17 protein-coding genes are annotated in these 16,204 nt (G+C 68.7%); 10 read left to right on the forward strand and 7 right to left on the reverse strand.

Going from position 1 to position 16,204, the window contains the following annotated elements:
- Positions 1-65 precede the first annotated feature (65 nt).
- The 5 genes from E2F46_RS08430 to rpe form a co-directional block, all read right to left on the reverse strand.
- Positions 66-644, reverse strand: coding sequence for an anthranilate synthase component II (locus E2F46_RS08430; RefSeq protein WP_133321641.1), 579 nt, complete (start codon positions 642-644; stop codon positions 66-68).
- A gap of 9 nt (positions 645-653) precedes the next feature.
- Positions 654-1,376: an SIMPL domain-containing protein gene (locus tag E2F46_RS08435; RefSeq protein ID WP_133321642.1), complete on the reverse strand. Its 723-nt coding sequence runs from the start codon at positions 1,374-1,376 to the stop codon at positions 654-656.
- 23 nt (positions 1,377-1,399) lie between these two features.
- Complete coding sequence (gene trpE / locus E2F46_RS08440) at positions 1,400-2,920, reverse strand: anthranilate synthase component I (RefSeq protein ID WP_425599815.1); 1,521 nt, start codon at positions 2,918-2,920, stop codon at positions 1,400-1,402.
- A gap of 160 nt (positions 2,921-3,080) precedes the next feature.
- Positions 3,081-4,007, reverse strand: coding sequence for a lipid kinase YegS (gene yegS, locus E2F46_RS08445; protein ID WP_133321644.1), 927 nt, complete (start codon positions 4,005-4,007; stop codon positions 3,081-3,083).
- A 237-nt stretch (positions 4,008-4,244) separates the two neighbouring features.
- On the reverse strand, positions 4,245-4,928 hold the full coding sequence (gene rpe / locus E2F46_RS08450) for a ribulose-phosphate 3-epimerase (RefSeq protein WP_133321645.1): 684 nt from the start codon (positions 4,926-4,928) through the stop codon (positions 4,245-4,247).
- A gap of 261 nt (positions 4,929-5,189) precedes the next feature.
- Between rpe and E2F46_RS08455 the strand changes: the two genes are divergently transcribed.
- The gene (locus E2F46_RS08455) at positions 5,190-6,026 is read left to right on the forward strand and encodes an outer membrane protein (protein ID WP_133321646.1); all 837 of its coding nucleotides are present in this window, start codon (positions 5,190-5,192) and stop codon (positions 6,024-6,026) included.
- A gap of 45 nt (positions 6,027-6,071) precedes the next feature.
- On the opposite strand, the gene E2F46_RS08460 is transcribed toward E2F46_RS08455, so the two are convergent.
- Positions 6,072-6,401, reverse strand: coding sequence for a J domain-containing protein (locus E2F46_RS08460; protein WP_133321647.1), 330 nt, complete (start codon positions 6,399-6,401; stop codon positions 6,072-6,074).
- Between the two features lie 128 nt (positions 6,402-6,529).
- Between E2F46_RS08460 and E2F46_RS08465 the strand changes: the two genes are divergently transcribed.
- The 3 genes from E2F46_RS08465 (at position 6,530) to E2F46_RS08475 (ending at position 9,023) form a co-directional block, all read left to right on the forward strand.
- Positions 6,530-7,426 (forward strand): phosphoribosylaminoimidazolesuccinocarboxamide synthase, encoded by an 897-nt coding sequence (locus E2F46_RS08465; protein ID WP_133321648.1) that lies wholly within the window; start codon positions 6,530-6,532, stop codon positions 7,424-7,426.
- A gap of 58 nt (positions 7,427-7,484) precedes the next feature.
- The gene (locus E2F46_RS08470) at positions 7,485-7,982 is read left to right on the forward strand and encodes an Mpo1 family 2-hydroxy fatty acid dioxygenase (protein ID WP_133321649.1); all 498 of its coding nucleotides are present in this window, start codon (positions 7,485-7,487) and stop codon (positions 7,980-7,982) included.
- Between the two features lie 132 nt (positions 7,983-8,114).
- Positions 8,115-9,023, forward strand: a complete 909-nt coding sequence (locus E2F46_RS08475) for a DMT family transporter (protein ID WP_133321650.1) — start codon at positions 8,115-8,117, stop codon at positions 9,021-9,023.
- Here the strand turns inward: E2F46_RS08475 and E2F46_RS08480 are convergent.
- Positions 9,007-9,879: an NAD-dependent epimerase/dehydratase family protein gene (locus E2F46_RS08480; protein WP_133321651.1), complete on the reverse strand. Its 873-nt coding sequence runs from the start codon at positions 9,877-9,879 to the stop codon at positions 9,007-9,009. The genes E2F46_RS08475 and E2F46_RS08480 overlap by 17 nt on opposite strands.
- A 157-nt stretch (positions 9,880-10,036) precedes the next feature.
- On the opposite strand from E2F46_RS08480, the gene E2F46_RS08485 reads away from it, so the two are divergent.
- Genes E2F46_RS08485 through E2F46_RS08510 form a run of 6 tightly spaced genes read left to right on the forward strand, consistent with a single transcriptional unit; the run spans position 10,037 to position 15,974 of the window.
- Complete coding sequence (locus tag E2F46_RS08485) at positions 10,037-12,817, forward strand: monovalent cation/H+ antiporter subunit A (RefSeq protein ID WP_243720360.1); 2,781 nt, start codon at positions 10,037-10,039, stop codon at positions 12,815-12,817.
- Positions 12,817-13,191: a Na+/H+ antiporter subunit C gene (locus tag E2F46_RS08490; protein WP_133321653.1), complete on the forward strand. Its 375-nt coding sequence runs from the start codon at positions 12,817-12,819 to the stop codon at positions 13,189-13,191. Before E2F46_RS08485 ends, E2F46_RS08490 begins: the two co-directional genes overlap by 1 nt.
- Positions 13,191-14,759, forward strand: a complete 1,569-nt coding sequence (locus E2F46_RS08495; RefSeq protein ID WP_133321805.1) for a monovalent cation/H+ antiporter subunit D — start codon at positions 13,191-13,193, stop codon at positions 14,757-14,759. The genes E2F46_RS08490 and E2F46_RS08495 overlap by 1 nt, the downstream gene beginning before the upstream one ends.
- Positions 14,756-15,250, forward strand: a complete 495-nt coding sequence (locus E2F46_RS08500; protein ID WP_207949552.1) for a Na+/H+ antiporter subunit E — start codon at positions 14,756-14,758, stop codon at positions 15,248-15,250. Before E2F46_RS08495 ends, E2F46_RS08500 begins: the two co-directional genes overlap by 4 nt.
- A complete protein-coding gene (locus E2F46_RS08505) occupies positions 15,247-15,516 on the forward strand; it encodes a K+/H+ antiporter subunit F (protein ID WP_133321655.1) in 270 nt (89 codons plus the stop codon). The genes E2F46_RS08500 and E2F46_RS08505 overlap by 4 nt, the downstream gene beginning before the upstream one ends.
- Complete coding sequence (locus E2F46_RS08510) at positions 15,513-15,974, forward strand: Na+/H+ antiporter subunit G (protein WP_243720361.1); 462 nt, start codon at positions 15,513-15,515, stop codon at positions 15,972-15,974. Before E2F46_RS08505 ends, E2F46_RS08510 begins: the two co-directional genes overlap by 4 nt.
- The last annotated feature ends 230 nt before the right edge of the window (positions 15,975-16,204 follow it).

Raw genomic sequence — 16,204 nt, forward strand, 5'->3', positions numbered from 1 at the left:
ACGGATCAACGCGCCATGCAAACGTCGCTGGGTCCAGGCTTTCGCCGGGATGACGGCATCAGGCGTCATCGCTCCAGGAAATTCTTCAGCAACGCATGGCCATGCTCGGTCAGGATCGACTCGGGATGGAACTGCACGCCCTCGACCGGATGTTCGCGGTGGCGCAGGCCCATGATCTCCTCGAACGAGCCATCCTCGTGCTCGGTCCACGCCGTCACCTCCAGGCAATCCGGCAACGAACCGCGCTCGACCACCAGCGAGTGGTAGCGGGTGGCCTCATAGCCATCGGGCAGGTCCGCGAACACACCCTTGCCCTCGTGGCGGATCGCCGAGGTCTTGCCGTGCATGATCCGCCCGGCGCGCACCACCTTGCCGCCATACACCTGGCCGATGGCCTGGTGCCCCAGGCACACGCCCAGGATCGGCGTCGTCGCACCCAGCCGCGCGATCAGGTCCAGCGACACCCCCGCCTCGTTCGGCGTACACGGCCCGGGCGACACCACGATGCGCTGCGGCGCCAGCTTCTCGATGGCATCGACCGTCAACGCATCGTTGCGCTCCACCCGCACCTCGGCGCCCAGCGCCTGCAGGTACTGCACGAGGTTCCAGGTGAAGCTGTCGTAATTGTCGATCATCAGCAGCATCGGTAGATCTCAATCGATCAGGGTGTAGATGATGTAGACGTTCTGGTCGAGCTGGATGCTGCCTTCCCGCAATACGGCAGGTGGCGGCGCGGCCCGCGCGCCCGTCACCGTGACGCGATCCAGTTGTGAATAATCGTCGCCCGCCGCATAGCGCATGTTGAACCCCTGGTTCGAGATGTTGTGCACCGTGCCGATGCGCTTGCCTACGGCAGACGCCATGATGTCGGCCGTCCTCCGCGCATCCTCCACCGCCTGCATCAGCAACTGCCGGCGCAACTCCTCCGCTTGTGACGTTTCGAACCTGCGGGTGTTCAGGCGCACCTGGCTGGTTTGCGGCAGCGACGAAATCATCTTTTGCAGATCGGCCAGCGAACGGAAGCGAAATTTGATCTCGCGCTGGTAGGTGTTGCCGAGGAAGACCTCGGTGTCGTTCCGCTCGTTGTAGCGGTACTCGGGGGAGACATCGAGATTCGACACGGTGACATCCCGGTCGGCCATGCCCATGGCTTGCGCCAGGTCGACGACCTCTCGCGCCAGACCTTCGATCAACGCCTGCGTCCTGGCCGCATCCTTGCTGGTTTCCGACAGCGTGATGTCCAGCGGAAAGATATCCGGCGCGACCTCTGCCTTCGCCTTGCCTTGCACGGCAATGAAAGGCGCCCCCCCGATCGACTGGTCCTGTGCGCCCAGCGCCACCAGCGACAGCACAACCACCGCAATGATGCTTTTCATGCCCTGCCCCCTCGATTGAGTGATCACAACCCCCTCGCCGCTTCCGCCACCGCGCGGAACAGCGCGCGCCCCTTGTTCATCGTCTCCTCCCACTCCTTTTGCGGATCGGAGTCGAACACGATGCCGGCACCGGCCTGCACGTGCAGCTTGCCGTCCTGGATGACCGCGGTGCGGATGGCGATGGCGGTGTCGGCATCGCCGTGCCAGCCGAGGTAGCCGATGGCGCCGGCATAGACGTTGCGTTTCACCGGCTCCAGTTCGCGGATGATCTCCAGCGCGCGGATCTTCGGCGCGCCGCTGACGGTGCCGGCCGGGAACGTCGCGCGCAGCACGTCGGCATAGCTCAGCCCCGGCTGCAACCGGCCGGTGACCTCGCTGACGATGTGCATGACGTGGCTGTAGCGTTCGATCACGAAACTCTCGCCCACCGCGACGCTGCCGGCCTCGGCGACGTGGCCCACGTCGTTGCGGCCCAGGTCGATCAGCATCAGGTGTTCGGCGCGTTCCTTGGGGTCGGCCAGCAGTTCGGCTTCGAGTGCCACGTCCTCATCGTGCGTGGCCCCGCGCGGGCGGGTGCCGGCGATGGGGCGCACGGTGACGTCGCCCGCCTGCAGGCGCACCAGGATTTCCGGCGACGAACCCACGACCTGGGTCTCGCCGGTATCGAGGAAATACATGTACGGCGACGGGTTCATCGCGCGCAGCGCGCGGTATACATCGACCGGGCGCGCATCGAACGGCACGCTCATGCGCTGCGACAGCACCACCTGGAAGGCATCGCCCGCGGCGATGTAGTCCTTGGCCTTCGCCACCGCGTCGAGGAAGCCCTCGCGGGTGAAGCCGGATTCGAAGTGCGCTTCGTCCAGCGCTTCGGGCCGGAGGATCTCGGGATAACCGGCGCCCGCATGGCGCAGGCGATGCGCCAGCGCATCCAGGCGACGGTTGGCGCGCGCCCAGGCCTGCGGCTGGCGCGGGTCGGCGTGGACGACGAGGTACAGCCGGCCCTTGAGGTTGTCGAACACGGCGACTTCCTCGCTGAGCATCAGCAGGATGTCGGGCGTGCCCAGTTCGTCCGGCTTGGCATTCGCCTTGAGCCGCGGCTCGATGTATTCGATGCATTCGAAGCCGAACCAGCCCACCAGGCCGCCGGTGAATCCGGGCAAGCCTTGCAGCTTCGGCACCGAATGCTCGATGCGCAGGCGCTCGACTTCGGCGAACGGGTCGGCGACTTCACGCGTTTCGACCACCTCGCCATGCTCGCTCACCGTCAGCGTGTGGCCGTGGAAGGCGTACACGCGCGTGGCGGGCAGGCCGATGATCGAATGGCGACCGAAGCGTTCGCCGCCCTCGACCGATTCGAACAGGTAGGTGTGCGGGCCGTCGGCGAGCTTCAGGTACACCGACAGCGGGGTGTCGAGGTCGGACAGCACCTCGCGCACCACGGGGATGCGGGTGAAGCCTTCAGCGGTGGCGCGTTGGAACTCGTCTTGCGTGGTCACGCGGCATTTCCTTGGGGTGCGAACGGGCGATGGCGAGGGTGGCATCGGGCCACCATCGCCAGCCTTCGCCGGCGGCAGGGAAATGCGGGAGTGCAGGCGCGTCCATGGGCGGCAATGTAACCGCTCGGCCCCTGTTTTTACAGGGCTCCTGCGCCGGCACCTGCGCCGTGCCCGGCATCGTCGCCCGCACGCAAGTGACCGCGCGCTATGCCAGCAGCGGGCAATCCACGGGCAGGTGCATCCGCACCCGCTTCGGTACGCACTCGATGCGGAAGCGCGTGGCTTCCACCGGCTCGCCATCGAGATTGAGGCTCAGTGGCTCGGTGGACTCGATCTCCACCCAGGGCAGCCGCGCACGGGTGGCGATCCGGTCCAGTGCGGCGTCCTTGCCTTCCGACAGGACCGCGCGCAGCGTCGCGGCCACCTCGCCCTCGAGCGGCGGCACCACGGTCAGGTCCAGCAGTCCGTCGTCGAGCAGGGCATCCGGGCACAGCGCCTGCCCGCCACCCGCCTGCCGGCCGTTGCCGATGCCCAGCGCGATGAAGTCGCCCTGCCAGGCGAAGTCCGGTCCGCGGAAGGCGGCCTGCACGGGCTCGATCCGGCCCAGCTTCGACAGACCGGTCAGCACGTAGGCCAGGCCACCGAGCATCTTCTTCAGGCCTTCATTGGTCTCGACCGTGATCCGCGTGCCGAAGCCGCCGCTGGCGAGGTTGGCACACCAGTGCACCTGGCCACCGGCGTCGATGCGCAGCACGTCGATGGCATGGGCGGGACGCGAGGCTGCCAGCTCCATCGCCGGCAGCGGGTCCAGCGGAACGCCGGTCGCCGTGGCGAAGTCGTTGGCGGTGCCCATCGGCACCAGCGCCAGCGACGGCAGCGACGACGCGTCGCGCTCGCCATGCGCCAGCGCGGAGACCACTTCGCTCAGGGTGCCATCGCCGCCCGCCGCCAGCAGCACGTCGATGCGATCGTCGATGGCTTCGGCGACATAGCGGTCCGCATCGCCGCCTTCCCAGGTGACGCGCACGCCCAGCTCGATGCCGCGGCTGCGCATCACGTGCACGGCCTCGCGCAGGTCCTCGTCGCCCGCGGACTTGCCGTTGAGGATCAAACGCCAGCGCGGGTGGGTCATGGCAGGCCTGCAGGGGATGGCTGGCGCGCACTCTGCCGCACAAGTTGTTGCGATGGCGTCACGCAACCGTCATGGCGCATCCGGAGAATGGAAGGCCATAGCAGGGATGGACGACCGGGGCGGGATGGCCCCACTTCTCCAGGGCGGCGCCAGCAATGGCGACGCCCTTTTTCCCTGGGCGCTCCACGCCTGCTCCGCATCGCTCGGTACGGCAATGCCAAGCAGGTTCGACTCTGCTCAGGCACGCAGGCCGCGTGCGTCGGCCACCTCGGCACGCATCCGGTCGATCACCGCCTTGTAGTCGGGCTGGCCGAAGATCGCCGACCCCGCCACGAAGGTATCCGCGCCTGCCGCCGCGATCTGGCCGATGTTGTCCGGCTTCACGCCGCCGTCGATCTCCAGCCGGATCGGCTTGCCGCTCGCGTCGATGCGCGCGCGCACCTTGCGCAGCTTGTCCAGCGCGGACGGGATGAAGCCCTGCCCGCCGAACCCCGGGTTGACCGACATCAGCAGCACCAGGTCCAAATCTTCCAGCACCCAGTCCAGCACCTCCACCGGCGTGGCGGGATTGAGCACCAGGCCGGCCTGGCAGCCGTGCGACTTGATCAGCTGGATGGTGCGATGCACGTGCGCGCTGGCTTCGGGATGGAAGCTGATGAGGCTGGCGCCGGCCTTGCCGAAGTCGGGGACGATGCGGTCCACCGGCTCGACCATCAGGTGCACGTCGATCGGCGCTGTCACGCCATGCTTGCGCAGCGCCTCGCAGACCAGCGGGCCGATGGTGAGGTTGGGCACGTAATGGTTGTCCATCACGTCGAAGTGCACCCAGTCGGCGCCAGCCGCCAGCACGTCGTCCACCTCCTCGCCCAACTTCGCGAAGTTGGCGGAGAGGATGGATGGAGCGATCAGGCAATCGGACATCGTGGTTTCCCGGGTGGACCCGACGCGCAGCGCGCCAGCGCACGATTCTAGTGCGACAAGGCGCGCCTTTCACTCGTCACTCCGTGTGCACGGGCGTGAACCCGGCGCAACACGGGCCTGAACGCATGCATCGGGATGCACATCCGCGGACGTAGCGTCGAACAGCGGACACAGTTCCGCTTGCACACCGCCACCGGCCAGGAACCACGCCGGGGTGGATACCCACCCGGGTCCATGAGGGCCCAGACGCAGGAGCAACCCATGAAGCACACACTCGCACTCGGCATCGGCCTCGCCGTCGCGGCCACCGCCGCACCCGCCTTCGCGCAATCCGCCGACGGATGGACCGGCGGTTACGTCGGTGGCCATGTCGGCCGCGCCAGCAAGCCCGACGACGGCGAAGATCGTTTCCTGTTCGACACCAACCTCGACGGCAACTTCAACGACGTCGTGCGCACCGCGGCAGGCGCGGATGCGTTCTCCCCCGGCTTTTGCAATGGCGTTGCCGAAGGCGCCACCCCGGCCGAAGGCTGCCGCGGCAACAGTGGCGGTGCCGACTGGGGCCTGCGCGCGGGCTACGACTGGCAGGTGGGCGATGCCTGGGTGTTCGGCGTGGTGGGCGAGTACGCCATGAATGACATCCGCGATGGCGTCACCGCCTACAGCACCACGCCGGCGTTTTACACCATGCTGCGCAAGGTGGACCACATGTACGCCATCCGCGCGCGAGGCGGCTTCGCGTTCGGCGAGCGCGGCGAGAACCTCGTCTATGCCACCGCCGGTCCGGCGCGTGCGCGCGTCGAGAATGTGCACCTGACCAGCAACGGCGTGAACACCTTCACCGACAGCGGCGACCACACCGTGTCCGGGCGCCAGTGGGGCGTGGGCTACGAGCGCCTGATCGGCGACAACTTCAGCATCGGCGTGGAGTACCTGATGACCGAACTGCGCGATCGCGACTACCGCGTGCGTGCGTCCGGCCCGGCACCTGCCACGAATCCCTTCATCCTCGTCGACGCGGACGGCACGGACTTCCGCCGCAGCGACGAGGACCTGGATTTCGACAGCCTGCGCGTCACGGCCAGCTGGCGTTTCTGATCGGTGCGGTGAACACCACCGGGCGCGGCCGCGCGCCGCCCCGGTTCACCCGCGACGACGCGCGGCCTTGATGCGATCGTAGGCGGCGTTGATCTCGCGCGCCTTCTTCTCCGCCTCGGCGCGCTGTTCCGGCGTGGCCTCGCCCAGCTTGTCCGGATGGTACTGCGACATCAGCCGGCGATAGGCTTGGTCGATCTCGGCGTCGCTGGCATCGCGCTCCACCCCCAGCACGCGCCAGGGCGTGGCCTTCTTCGGGAAGATCCAGTCGGCATCGAAGGCATGGCCGATGATCAGGCCGATCACGCCACCACCCGGGTGCCGCAGCAGCAGCCAGCCCGCGATGAAGCCAAGGAGTTTTCCGTACCAGCGCGTCATGGCCACAGTGTAGCCCGCGCGGGCCGCTGATCGCCTGCCGGGTCGCAGCCCGGGCCGCCTGCCTCCATCCGGACTGCATTTGGCCGTCGATGGCCCTACACTTGCCCGCCCGCCCGCAGGAACCTGCCTTGGCGACGACCCTGCTGTCCTCCGACCTGCCCGGCCTGGCGCTGCGCCATCGCGGCAAGGTGCGCGACGTGTTCGACCTCGGCGACGACAAGCTGCTGATCGTCGCCAGCGACCGCCTCAGCGCGTTCGACGTGGTGCTGCCGGATCCGATCCCCGGCAAGGGCGAGATGCTGTGCCAGATCAGCAATTTCTGGTTCGGCAAGACCGCCTCGCTGATGCCCAACCACCTGACCGGCATCGACGTGGCCAGCGTACTTCCCGAAGGCGTGGACGCAGCGCTGTACGCCCAGCGCGCGGTGGTGACGAAGAAGCTCAAGCCGGTGCCGATCGAAGCCATCGCCCGCGGCTACGTCATCGGCAGCGGCTGGAAGGACTACCAGCGCACCGGGCGCGTCAGCGGGATTGCCCTGCCCGACGGCCTGCGCCAGGCAGAACAGTTGCCGGAACCGATCTTCACCCCGTCCACCAAGGCCGCCGTCGGCGACCACGACGAGAACATCGACTTCGACACCGCGGTCAAGCTGGCCGGCGCGGACCTCGCCGAGCAGGTGCGCGACGCCACGCTGCGCCTGTACACGTTCGCCGCGGCGCATGCCGCCGAGCGCGGCATCATCCTGGCCGACACGAAGTTCGAGTTCGGCACCGACGAAACCGGCCGCCTCTACGTGATGGACGAAATGCTCACGCCGGATTCGTCCCGCTACTGGCCCGCCGACGAGTACGCAGTGGGTACCAGCCCGCCGAGCTACGACAAGCAGATCGTCCGCGATTACCTGGAAACGCTGGACTGGGACAAGACCCCGCCCGGCCCGCGGTTGCCTGCGGAAGTGATCGAGCGCACGCGGGCGCGGTATGCGGAGGCGTTGCAGAGGCTGGCGGGCATCCATGTCGATTGACGTGCGCCGCGCGTAGCGCCATGTTGTCTTTCCGCACCTGGAGACCGGGAGCCTTGCGTTGAACACGCCGACCCACGATTCCGAAGCACGTCCCATCGACCGCTGGTTCGCCAGCTATTCCGCGGACCATCGCAATGATGCGAACCAGTGGATCCACGTGTTCGCGGTGCCGTTGATCCTGTGGAGCGTGATCGGGTTGTTGTGGTGCGTGCCTGTGCCGGGCCACTTCTTCCGGCAGGGGCTGTGGGCGGCGCTGGCGATGTTCGCGGCGTGGATGTTCTATTTCCATGCCTCGCGACGGATCGGCTTCGGCATGCTGGCGATCTTCGTGTCGCTGTCGTGGCTCACGCGCTGGATCCACGATACGCAGGGCACGCAGTTCCTGCTGTGGCTGTCGGTGGGCGTGTTCGTGGCGGCGTGGATCGCGCAGTTCGTCGGCCACAGCAAGCTGTTCGAAGGCAAGAAGCCGAGTTTCTTCACCGACCTGCGCTACCTGCTGATCGGGCCGGCGTGGGTGCTGTCGAAGCTGTACCGGAAGCTGGGCTGGCGCTGGTAGGCAATCCACCTGCCACGCATGTGGCAGGCCATGGCGCGGACCTGAAGGCGTAAACTGTCGCCTCCGCCGGCGTCGGTCGGCGTGCCCCGGCCCCACGCGTGTCGCGGCGGCCCTCCTCCACAGGTTCTTGCCATGACGTCCCCGGGTCTGCGCGGGCGCGACCTCGCGCTGGTGTTGCTGGTCTGCCTGTTCTGGGCAGTGAACTTCCTCACCTCGGCGCATGCGCTGCAGGAAGTGCCGCCGTTCCTGTTCACCGCGATGCGGATGGCGATCCTGGCGGCGATGCTGGGGCTGTTCATGCGCGTGCCGCCACGCGAACAGTGGGGCCGGCTGGGCGCGGTGGCGCTGTTCAACGGCGTGCTGCATTTCGGCACCAGCTTCCTGGCGCTGAAGCTGGCCGGCAACCTGTCGTCGCCGGCCATCGTCACCCAGGTCTACGTGCCGATGGCGGTGTTGCTGGCGTGGTGGGTGCTGGGCGAGCGCTTCGGCTGGCGCACGGGACTGGGCATCGGCATCAGTTTCGCCGGCGTGCTGGTGCTGGGCTTCGACCCGATGGTGCTGGAGCGCCCGGCAGCATTGTTCGTGATGATGGGGTCGTCGCTGATGGTGGCCATCGGCACCGTGCTGATGCGCAAGCTCAAGGGCGTGTCGATGGTCGACCAGCAGGGCTGGACCGCGGTGCTGAGCCTGTTGCCGCTGCTGGCGATCAGCGCGATGTTCGAGCCGGGCAGCTTCGAGGCGCTGCGCAACGCCAGCTGGATCGGCTGGGGCGGCGCGCTGTACGCGGCGGTGTTCGCCTCGCTGCTGGGCCACGGCGTGTTTTATTGGCTGGTGCAAAGGCATCCGGTGGCGCAGGTCACGCCCTACCTGTTGCTCACGCCGGTGTTGGCCGTGGGGCTGGGCATCGTGTTCTGGGGCGACCGGCCGGGGCCGGCGCTGTGGATCGGTGGCGCCATGGTGCTGGGCGGCGTGCTGCTGATCGCGATCCGCACGCTGCAGAAGGCGCGCCCGCCGATCGCCGAGGTTACGCCGGAGGTGTGAGTTCGGCCTCGGTGGGCGCGAAGCCGCGCGGCGCGTAGCCGAAGTCGCGCATTGCAGGCGCGGCATCGAACACCAGGTCCTCGCGCATCCGCGCCAGCGCGGCGTCGTTGAAATCGCGCGCCACGCCTGCGATGCGAGCCGCCGACAGCAGGGCGCGGAACAGGCCGGGCGGCAGCACCGCCAGGCGCGGCGAGGGTCGCAGCGCCGACAGGATGCGCGCCACCATCTCGCGATACGGCAAGGTCTCGCCGCCGGGCACGGCGTACACCTTGCCGGCGGTGGCGGGCGCGGCGATGCAGGCAAGTGCCGCCGCGGCCAGATCCTCGACGTGCACCGGCTGGCGCAGCCCGATCGCATCGGACGGCAGCGCGAACCCGCGCAGGCGCCGCGCCAGCTGCGCGATGCGGGTCACGTTGAGGTCGCGGCCAGCGCCATGGACCAGGGTGGGACGCAGCACCGTCGCGGCGATGTCCATGCGCGAGGCCGCGTCGAACAGCAGCCGCTCGGCCTCGCGCAGGCGCGCGGCGACGGCGCGCTCGGCATCGTCGCTGGAGTCGCGCTTCACCTCAGCACTGGTCGACCCGAACATCACCACGCGCGGAGTGGACGCGTCTCCACGCGCGAGCCAGCGGGCGAAGGCATCGGAGGGGCCGCAACTGAAGATCGCATCCGCGTGTCGCGGCAAGTCCGGAATCCGTTCAAGGCTCCCCAGCGCCCAGTCGATGCCTGCGACCGCGGGCCGGGGTGATCGCGACACGGCCACAACCTGCCAGCCGTCCGCGGCCAGCCGCCGCAGCAGCGGCACGCCGATCTGCCCGCTGCCGCCGAACACCACCGCCACGCGCGCAGCGCTCATGCGCACGCGCCTTTCGCGCACGCGTGTATTAATCGGTGTGTGCGGTGCTCGCGGGGCATCGCATCAGGATACTTCGCGCGGAGCTGAACACGGCATCGGGTAAACTCGGGACGGTGCGATGCCGCGGCATTGCGAATGGTTCACCGGACAACCCCCCATGCTGACACTGCTCCTGGCCCTGCCCTTCCTGGCGGCGCTGGCCGTGGCGATGAGCCGCGGCGCGTCCCGTCGCACCATCGCGTGGATGGCTGCGGCCGCACCCCTGCTGGGCCTGGCGCTGCTGGCCGCGATGACGCCGGACGTGTTCGCCGGCGCCATCCCGCAGTCAAGCTTCCCGTGGATCCCGCAGGTCGGCCTGATGTTCACCCTGCGCCTGGACGGGCTGGCGTGGATGTTCGCCGGGCTGGTGCTGGGCATCGGCGCGCTGATCGTGATGTACGCGCGCTACTACCTGAGCGAGAAGGACTGCTCGTCGCGCTTCTTCGCCTATCTGCTGCTGTTCATGGGCGCGATGCTGGGCATGGTGCTGGCCGGCAACCTGCTGCTGCTGGTGGTGTTCTGGGAGCTGACCAGCATCAGCTCGTTCCTGCTGATCGGCTTCTGGACCCACAACCAGGACGCACGCCAGGGCGCGCGCATGGCGCTGTCGATCACCGGCATGGGCGGGTTGGCGCTGCTGGGTGGCGTGCTGCTGATCGGCCGGGTCACCGGCAGCTACGAGCTGGACGTGGTGCTGGCTTCGGGCGACCTGATCCGTGCCAGCGCCGAGTACCCCGCCATCCTGGCGCTGGTGCTGGCCGGCATCTTCACCAAGAGCGCGCAGTTCCCGTTCCACTTCTGGCTGCCGCAGGCGATGGCGGCACCCACGCCGGTGTCGGCCTACCTGCATTCGGCCACGATGGTGAAGGCCGGCGTGTTCCTGCTGGCGCGGCTGCACCCGGCACTGGCCGGCACCGACCTGTTCTTCTACGTGGTCACCACCGCCGGCGCGATCACCCTGCTGGTCGGTGCGTGGTACGCCATCTTCCAGCACGACCTCAAGGGCCTGCTGGCGTATTCCACCATCTCGCACCTGGGCCTGATCACCCTGCTGTTCGGCCTGTCCACGCCGATGGCGGTGGTGGCCGGCGTGTTCCACATCATCAACCACGCCACGTTCAAGGCGTCGCTGTTCATGGCCGCGGGCATCATCGACCACGAGTGCGGCACCCGCGACATGCGACGGCTGGGCAACCTGCGGCGCTACCTGCCCTGGACCAGTGTGCTGGCGATCGTGGCCTCGCTGGCGATGGCCGGCATCCCGCTGCTCAATGGCTTCCTGTCGAAGGAGATGTTCTTCGCCGAGGCGCTGGACATCGAGCAGCACGGCGGCATGCGCCTGGTGGTCTCCATCGTGGCGATGCTGGCCGGCCTGCTGGGGGTGGCCTACAGCCTGCGCTTCGTGCACGACACCTTCTTCGGCCGCGGCCCGCGTGCACTGCCGGTCGAGCCGCACGAGCCGCCGCGCTGGATGCGCATCCCGGTCGCGATCCTGGTGGTGATGTGCCTGGCGGTGGGCATCGCGCCCGGCCTGATCGTGGAGCCGACGCTGAAGGCCGCCGTGGACGGCACGCTGGGCGCCGCCGCGCCCGACTTCAAGCTGGCGCTGTGGCACGGCTTCAACCTGCCGCTGGCGATGAGCTTCGCCGGCCTGGTGGGTGGCGTGGCGTTCTACTTCGGCCTGCGCCGCCTGTTCGCCTTGCATGACGCGATGCTGCGCACCTGGGGCCGGCACCTGTTCCAGGTCAACGTGGAAGCCCTGTTCCGCGCCGCCGCCAGGTTCACCTCGCGCGTGGCCGCGGGCGGCATCCGCCGCAGCCTGTTCTGGATGATCGCGGTGGTGGTGCTGGTGGCGGCCCTGCCCTTCATCGGTCCGGCAGGCGCGCTGTTCGCCGACCTGCCCGCACCGCAACCGATGCCGGTGCTGGGCTGGATGCTGTGGGCGATCCTGGTGGTGTCCACGCTGGCCACGGTGGCCGTGCACGGCCGTCGACTGACCGCGTTGATCGTGATCGGGGCGGTGGGCCTGCTGGTGAGCGTGATCTTCGCGCTGCTGTCCGCACCCGACCTGGCGCTGACCCAGCTGCTGGTGGAGATGGTGACCATCGCGATGCTGATGATGGCGCTGAACTACCTGCCCAAGCAGTCGAAGCAGGCGCGGCGCCCGTTCCGCCGCTGGCGCGACGCGGCGCTGTCGGTGTTCGCCGGCGCCGGCGTGGCCGGGCTGGCCTACGCGATGCTGGTGCGGCCGTCGCAGACGATCTCCGGCGAGATGCTGGCGCGCTCGCTGCCCGAGGCCTATGGCAGCAACGTGGTCAACGTGATCCTGGTGGACTTCCGCGGCTTCGATACCTACGGCGAGATCGTGGTGTTCGCGGTAGCCGCGCTGGTGGTGCACGCGCTGCTGCGCTGGGCGCGACTGAAGCCGGACGAAGTGATGCCCGGCCCGCCGGTCCAGCTGCCGATCCCGGCCGACCTGACCCAGCTGCTGTTCCCGCTGGCGCTGACGGTGTCGATCTACCTGTTCCTGCGCGGCCACAACGCACCCGGCGGCGGCTTCATCGCCGGCCTGGCGATCGCGGTGCCGGTGCTGATCAAGTACACGCTGCAGGGCGCGCGCGCGGTGGAAGCGACCTTCGGCTTCGATTACCTGCGCTGGCTGGGCGTGGGCCTGCTGGTGGCCACCGTCGGCGGACTGGGCTCGCTGCTGTTCGGGCTGCCGTTCCTGACCAGCGGCCACCTCGACCTCGACCTGCCGGTCATCGGTTACCTGCCGCTGGCCAGCGCGCTGGTGTTCGACACCGGCGTGTACATGGTGGTGTTCGCCGGCGCGCTGCTGATGCTGTCGACGATGGGCACGGTCAAGCACCGCCAGCGCGCGATGGAGGAGACCCGCTGATGGAATTCGCGATTGCCACCGCGATCGGGGTGCTGGCCGGCGCAGGCGTGTACCTGCTGCTGCGCGCGCGCACCTTCGACGTGATCCTGGGGCTGACGTTGCTGTCGTACGCCACCAACCTGCTGCTGTTCTCGGCCGGTCGCCTGGCCGTGGGCCTGCCACCGGTGCTGCGCGAGGGCGTGGCGCACACCCCCGCCAACCACGCCGACCCGCTGCCGCAGGCGCTGACCCTGACCGCCATCGTGATCGCGTTCGCGATGACCGTCGTCGTCGTCGTGGTGGCGATGCGCAACCACGCCGACCTGCGCAGCGACCACGTCGACGGCCATGAGCCCGGCTACTCGCCCGAGAGCGAACCGGAGCGCACGCGATGATGCAGCACCTGATCCTCGCCCCGGTGCTGGTGCCGCTGCTGGCCGGTTCGATCCTGCTGCTGCTCGAGCGCAGCCACAGCATCGTCGTGCAGCGCAATGGCGCGTGGCTGGGCATCGCCCTGCTGCTGGCGGCGTCGCTGGCGCTGTTCGCGCGCGCGGCGACCGGCGAGGTCGACGTCTACCTGCTGGGCGACTGGCCCTCGCGGCTGGGCATCGTGCTGATGGCCGACCGGCTGTCCGCGCTGATGGTGCTGACCACCAGCCTGCTGGCGATCCCGGCGCTGATGTACGCCTGCGCCGGCTGGGACCGGCGCGCACTGCATTTCCATGCGCTGTTCCAGATCCAGTTGGCCGGATTGAACGGTGCGTTCCTGACCGGCGACATCTTCAACCTGTTCGTGTTCTTCGAGGTGCTGCTGATCGCCTCCTACGGCCTGCTGCTGTCCGGCGGCCGCGGCGAACGCATGGCGGCGGGCATGCACTACGTGGTGTTCAACATCGCCGCGTCCACGCTGTTCCTGATCGCGCTGGCCTTCCTGTACGGCCTGCTGGGCACGCTGAACATGGCCGAGATCGCGGTGCGCATCCGCGAGGTGCCGCCGCAGGACCTGGCGATGGTGCGCGCGGCGGCCGGCCTGCTGCTGGTGGTGTTCTGCGCCAAGGCGGCGCTGCTGCCGATGTACCTGTGGCTGCCCGACACCTACGCGCGCGCACCGGCGGCGGTGGCGGCGCTGTTCACCATCATGACCAAGGTCGGGCTGTACGCGATGCTGCGCGTGACCACGCTGGTGTTCGGCGAGGATGCGGGTGCGCTGGCGGGCTTTGGCCGCGACGTGCTGCTGGCGTTCGGCCTGGTGACCCTGGTGCTGGGCGGCCTGGGCGTGGTCGGTGCGCTGCGCCTGCGCATCGGTGCCGCCTACCTCGTACTGGTGTCGGCGGGCACGCTGTTCGTCGCCTTCGCGCTGGGCGAGCCCGGCACGATTTCCGCCGGCCTGTACTACCTGCCGCACAGCTGCTTCGCGGGCGCGGCGATGTTCCTGATCGCGCACATCGTGCAGCGCGAGCGGGGCGCGGTCGGCGATCGCCTGCTGGACCCGGCCCCGCCGATGCCGCGGCTCACCGGCATGCTGTACATGGTGGCGGCGATCTCGCTGATCGGCCTGCCGCCGCTGTCGGGCTTCATCGGGAAGTTCGTGCTGCTGGAGGCCACGCCCTCCGACGACACGGCGTGGGTCTACGCCGCCGTGCTGGGTGCCAGCCTGCTGGTGCTGATCGGACTCAGCCGCACCGGCACCCGCCTGTTCTGGCGCACCGAGGCCGCGGCGGAGGCCGAGGATGGCGACGCCCGCGACGTGGCCGCCGCCGCCGGTGAGTCGCCGGCGCCGGTGCGCAAGGTGCGCGGCATCGAGATCGCAGCGACCCTGCTGCTGCTGGCCTTCGGCGTGGCGATGACGGTCGCTGCGGCACCGATCCTGCGCTACACCCAGGCCACCGCCGAGCAACTGCTGTCGCCCGGCGACTACATCCGCCACGTCCAGGACGCCGTGCCGTCGCTGCGGGAGCCATGACCATGCGCAGACGCCTGTTCCCCTCGTTCCCGCAAAGCATCACCGTCTTCATCTTCTGGGTGCTGATGGCGCGCGACACCTCGCCCGGCACCCTGCTGATGGCGGCGTTCCTGGCCTGGCTGATGCCGCAGATCGCGGCGCGGCTGGAGCGCGAGTTCGCACGGCTGGGCAACGTCTGGGCGCTGCTGCCGCTGGGACTGCGCCTGCTGGGCGACATCGTGCTCGCCAACCTCACCGTCGCCCGCCAGGTGCTGGGGCCGGAGAAGCGGCTGCGCCCGGGCTTCGTCTGGGTGCCGCTGGAGCTGACCAACATCCATGGCATCAGCGCGCTGGCCAGCATCATCACGCTGACGCCCGGCACGCTGACCGCGGAACTGTCCGAAGACCGCAGGTACCTGCTGGTGCACTGCCTTGACGTCGACGACCCGCAGGCCATGATCGCCGACCTCAAGCGCCGCTACGAGGCGCCGATGCTGAAGGTGTTCCCATGATCGACATCGCCATCGTCTCCGCCATGGCCCTGGTCGGCATCGCGATGCTGATGTCGCTGTGGCGGCTGGTCCGCGGCCCGACCGCGCCCGACCGAATCCTCGCGCTCGACACGCTGTACATCGCGACCATCGCGCTGCTGGTGCTGTTCGGCATGTACCTGGCCAGCGAGGTCTACTTCGAGGCCGCGCTGATCATCGCCATGCTGGGCTTCTTCGGCACCGTGGTGCTGAGCAAGTACGTCATCCGCAGGGACATCGTCGAATGACCGCCACCATCACCATGATCGCCAACGCCGCCACCGTTTTCCTGCTCGTGGCGGGCTGCTTCTTCGTGCTGCTGGGCAGCCTGGCGCTGGTCAAGCTGAGCAGTTTCTTCCATCGCGTCCACGGCCCCACCAAGGCCAGCACGCTGGGCGTGGGCTGCATCCTGCTGGCCTCCATCCTCTACCACGCGACGCATGGCGTGGGCCTGCAGCCGCGCGAACTGCTGATCACGGTGTTCCTGTTCCTGACCGCACCGGTCGCGGCGCACATGATGTCGCGCGCGGCGCTGTCACTGATGGACAATCGGCCGAAGGACCCGTCCACCACGCCGGACCCGGAAGGCCACATCCGCGACGACGCCGACGAGCGCGCCGACCAGCGCGAGCGCGAGCGCCGCGAGGACGCAGAAGAAGCCCGGCGCAAGACCGGCACGGCGCCGGACACATCGACCGGCCAGTAGCCTCCCGGCAAGATTGCCGCGGTCTTGAAACGCCCGGCGCAGAACCACGCCTGCGGCTGACGTCAGGCGGTAGTTCCACGTCTGCGCGACAAGTCCCGCATGCGGCCCAATGCGAAGCGAGCGGCGAATCTCGTTGAGGCAAGAGCGTTCCGCCCATGAATGGGCGGGTTGTTTTCTTTGCTGGCACACTGCGAAGCGGACGGCGCAGCCGGTCAAGAAAGCAGCCAAAG

Origin of the sequence: Luteimonas aestuarii, assembly GCF_004357985.1 — a bacterium.
Taxonomy (GTDB): domain Bacteria; phylum Pseudomonadota; class Gammaproteobacteria; order Xanthomonadales; family Xanthomonadaceae; genus Luteimonas; species Luteimonas aestuarii.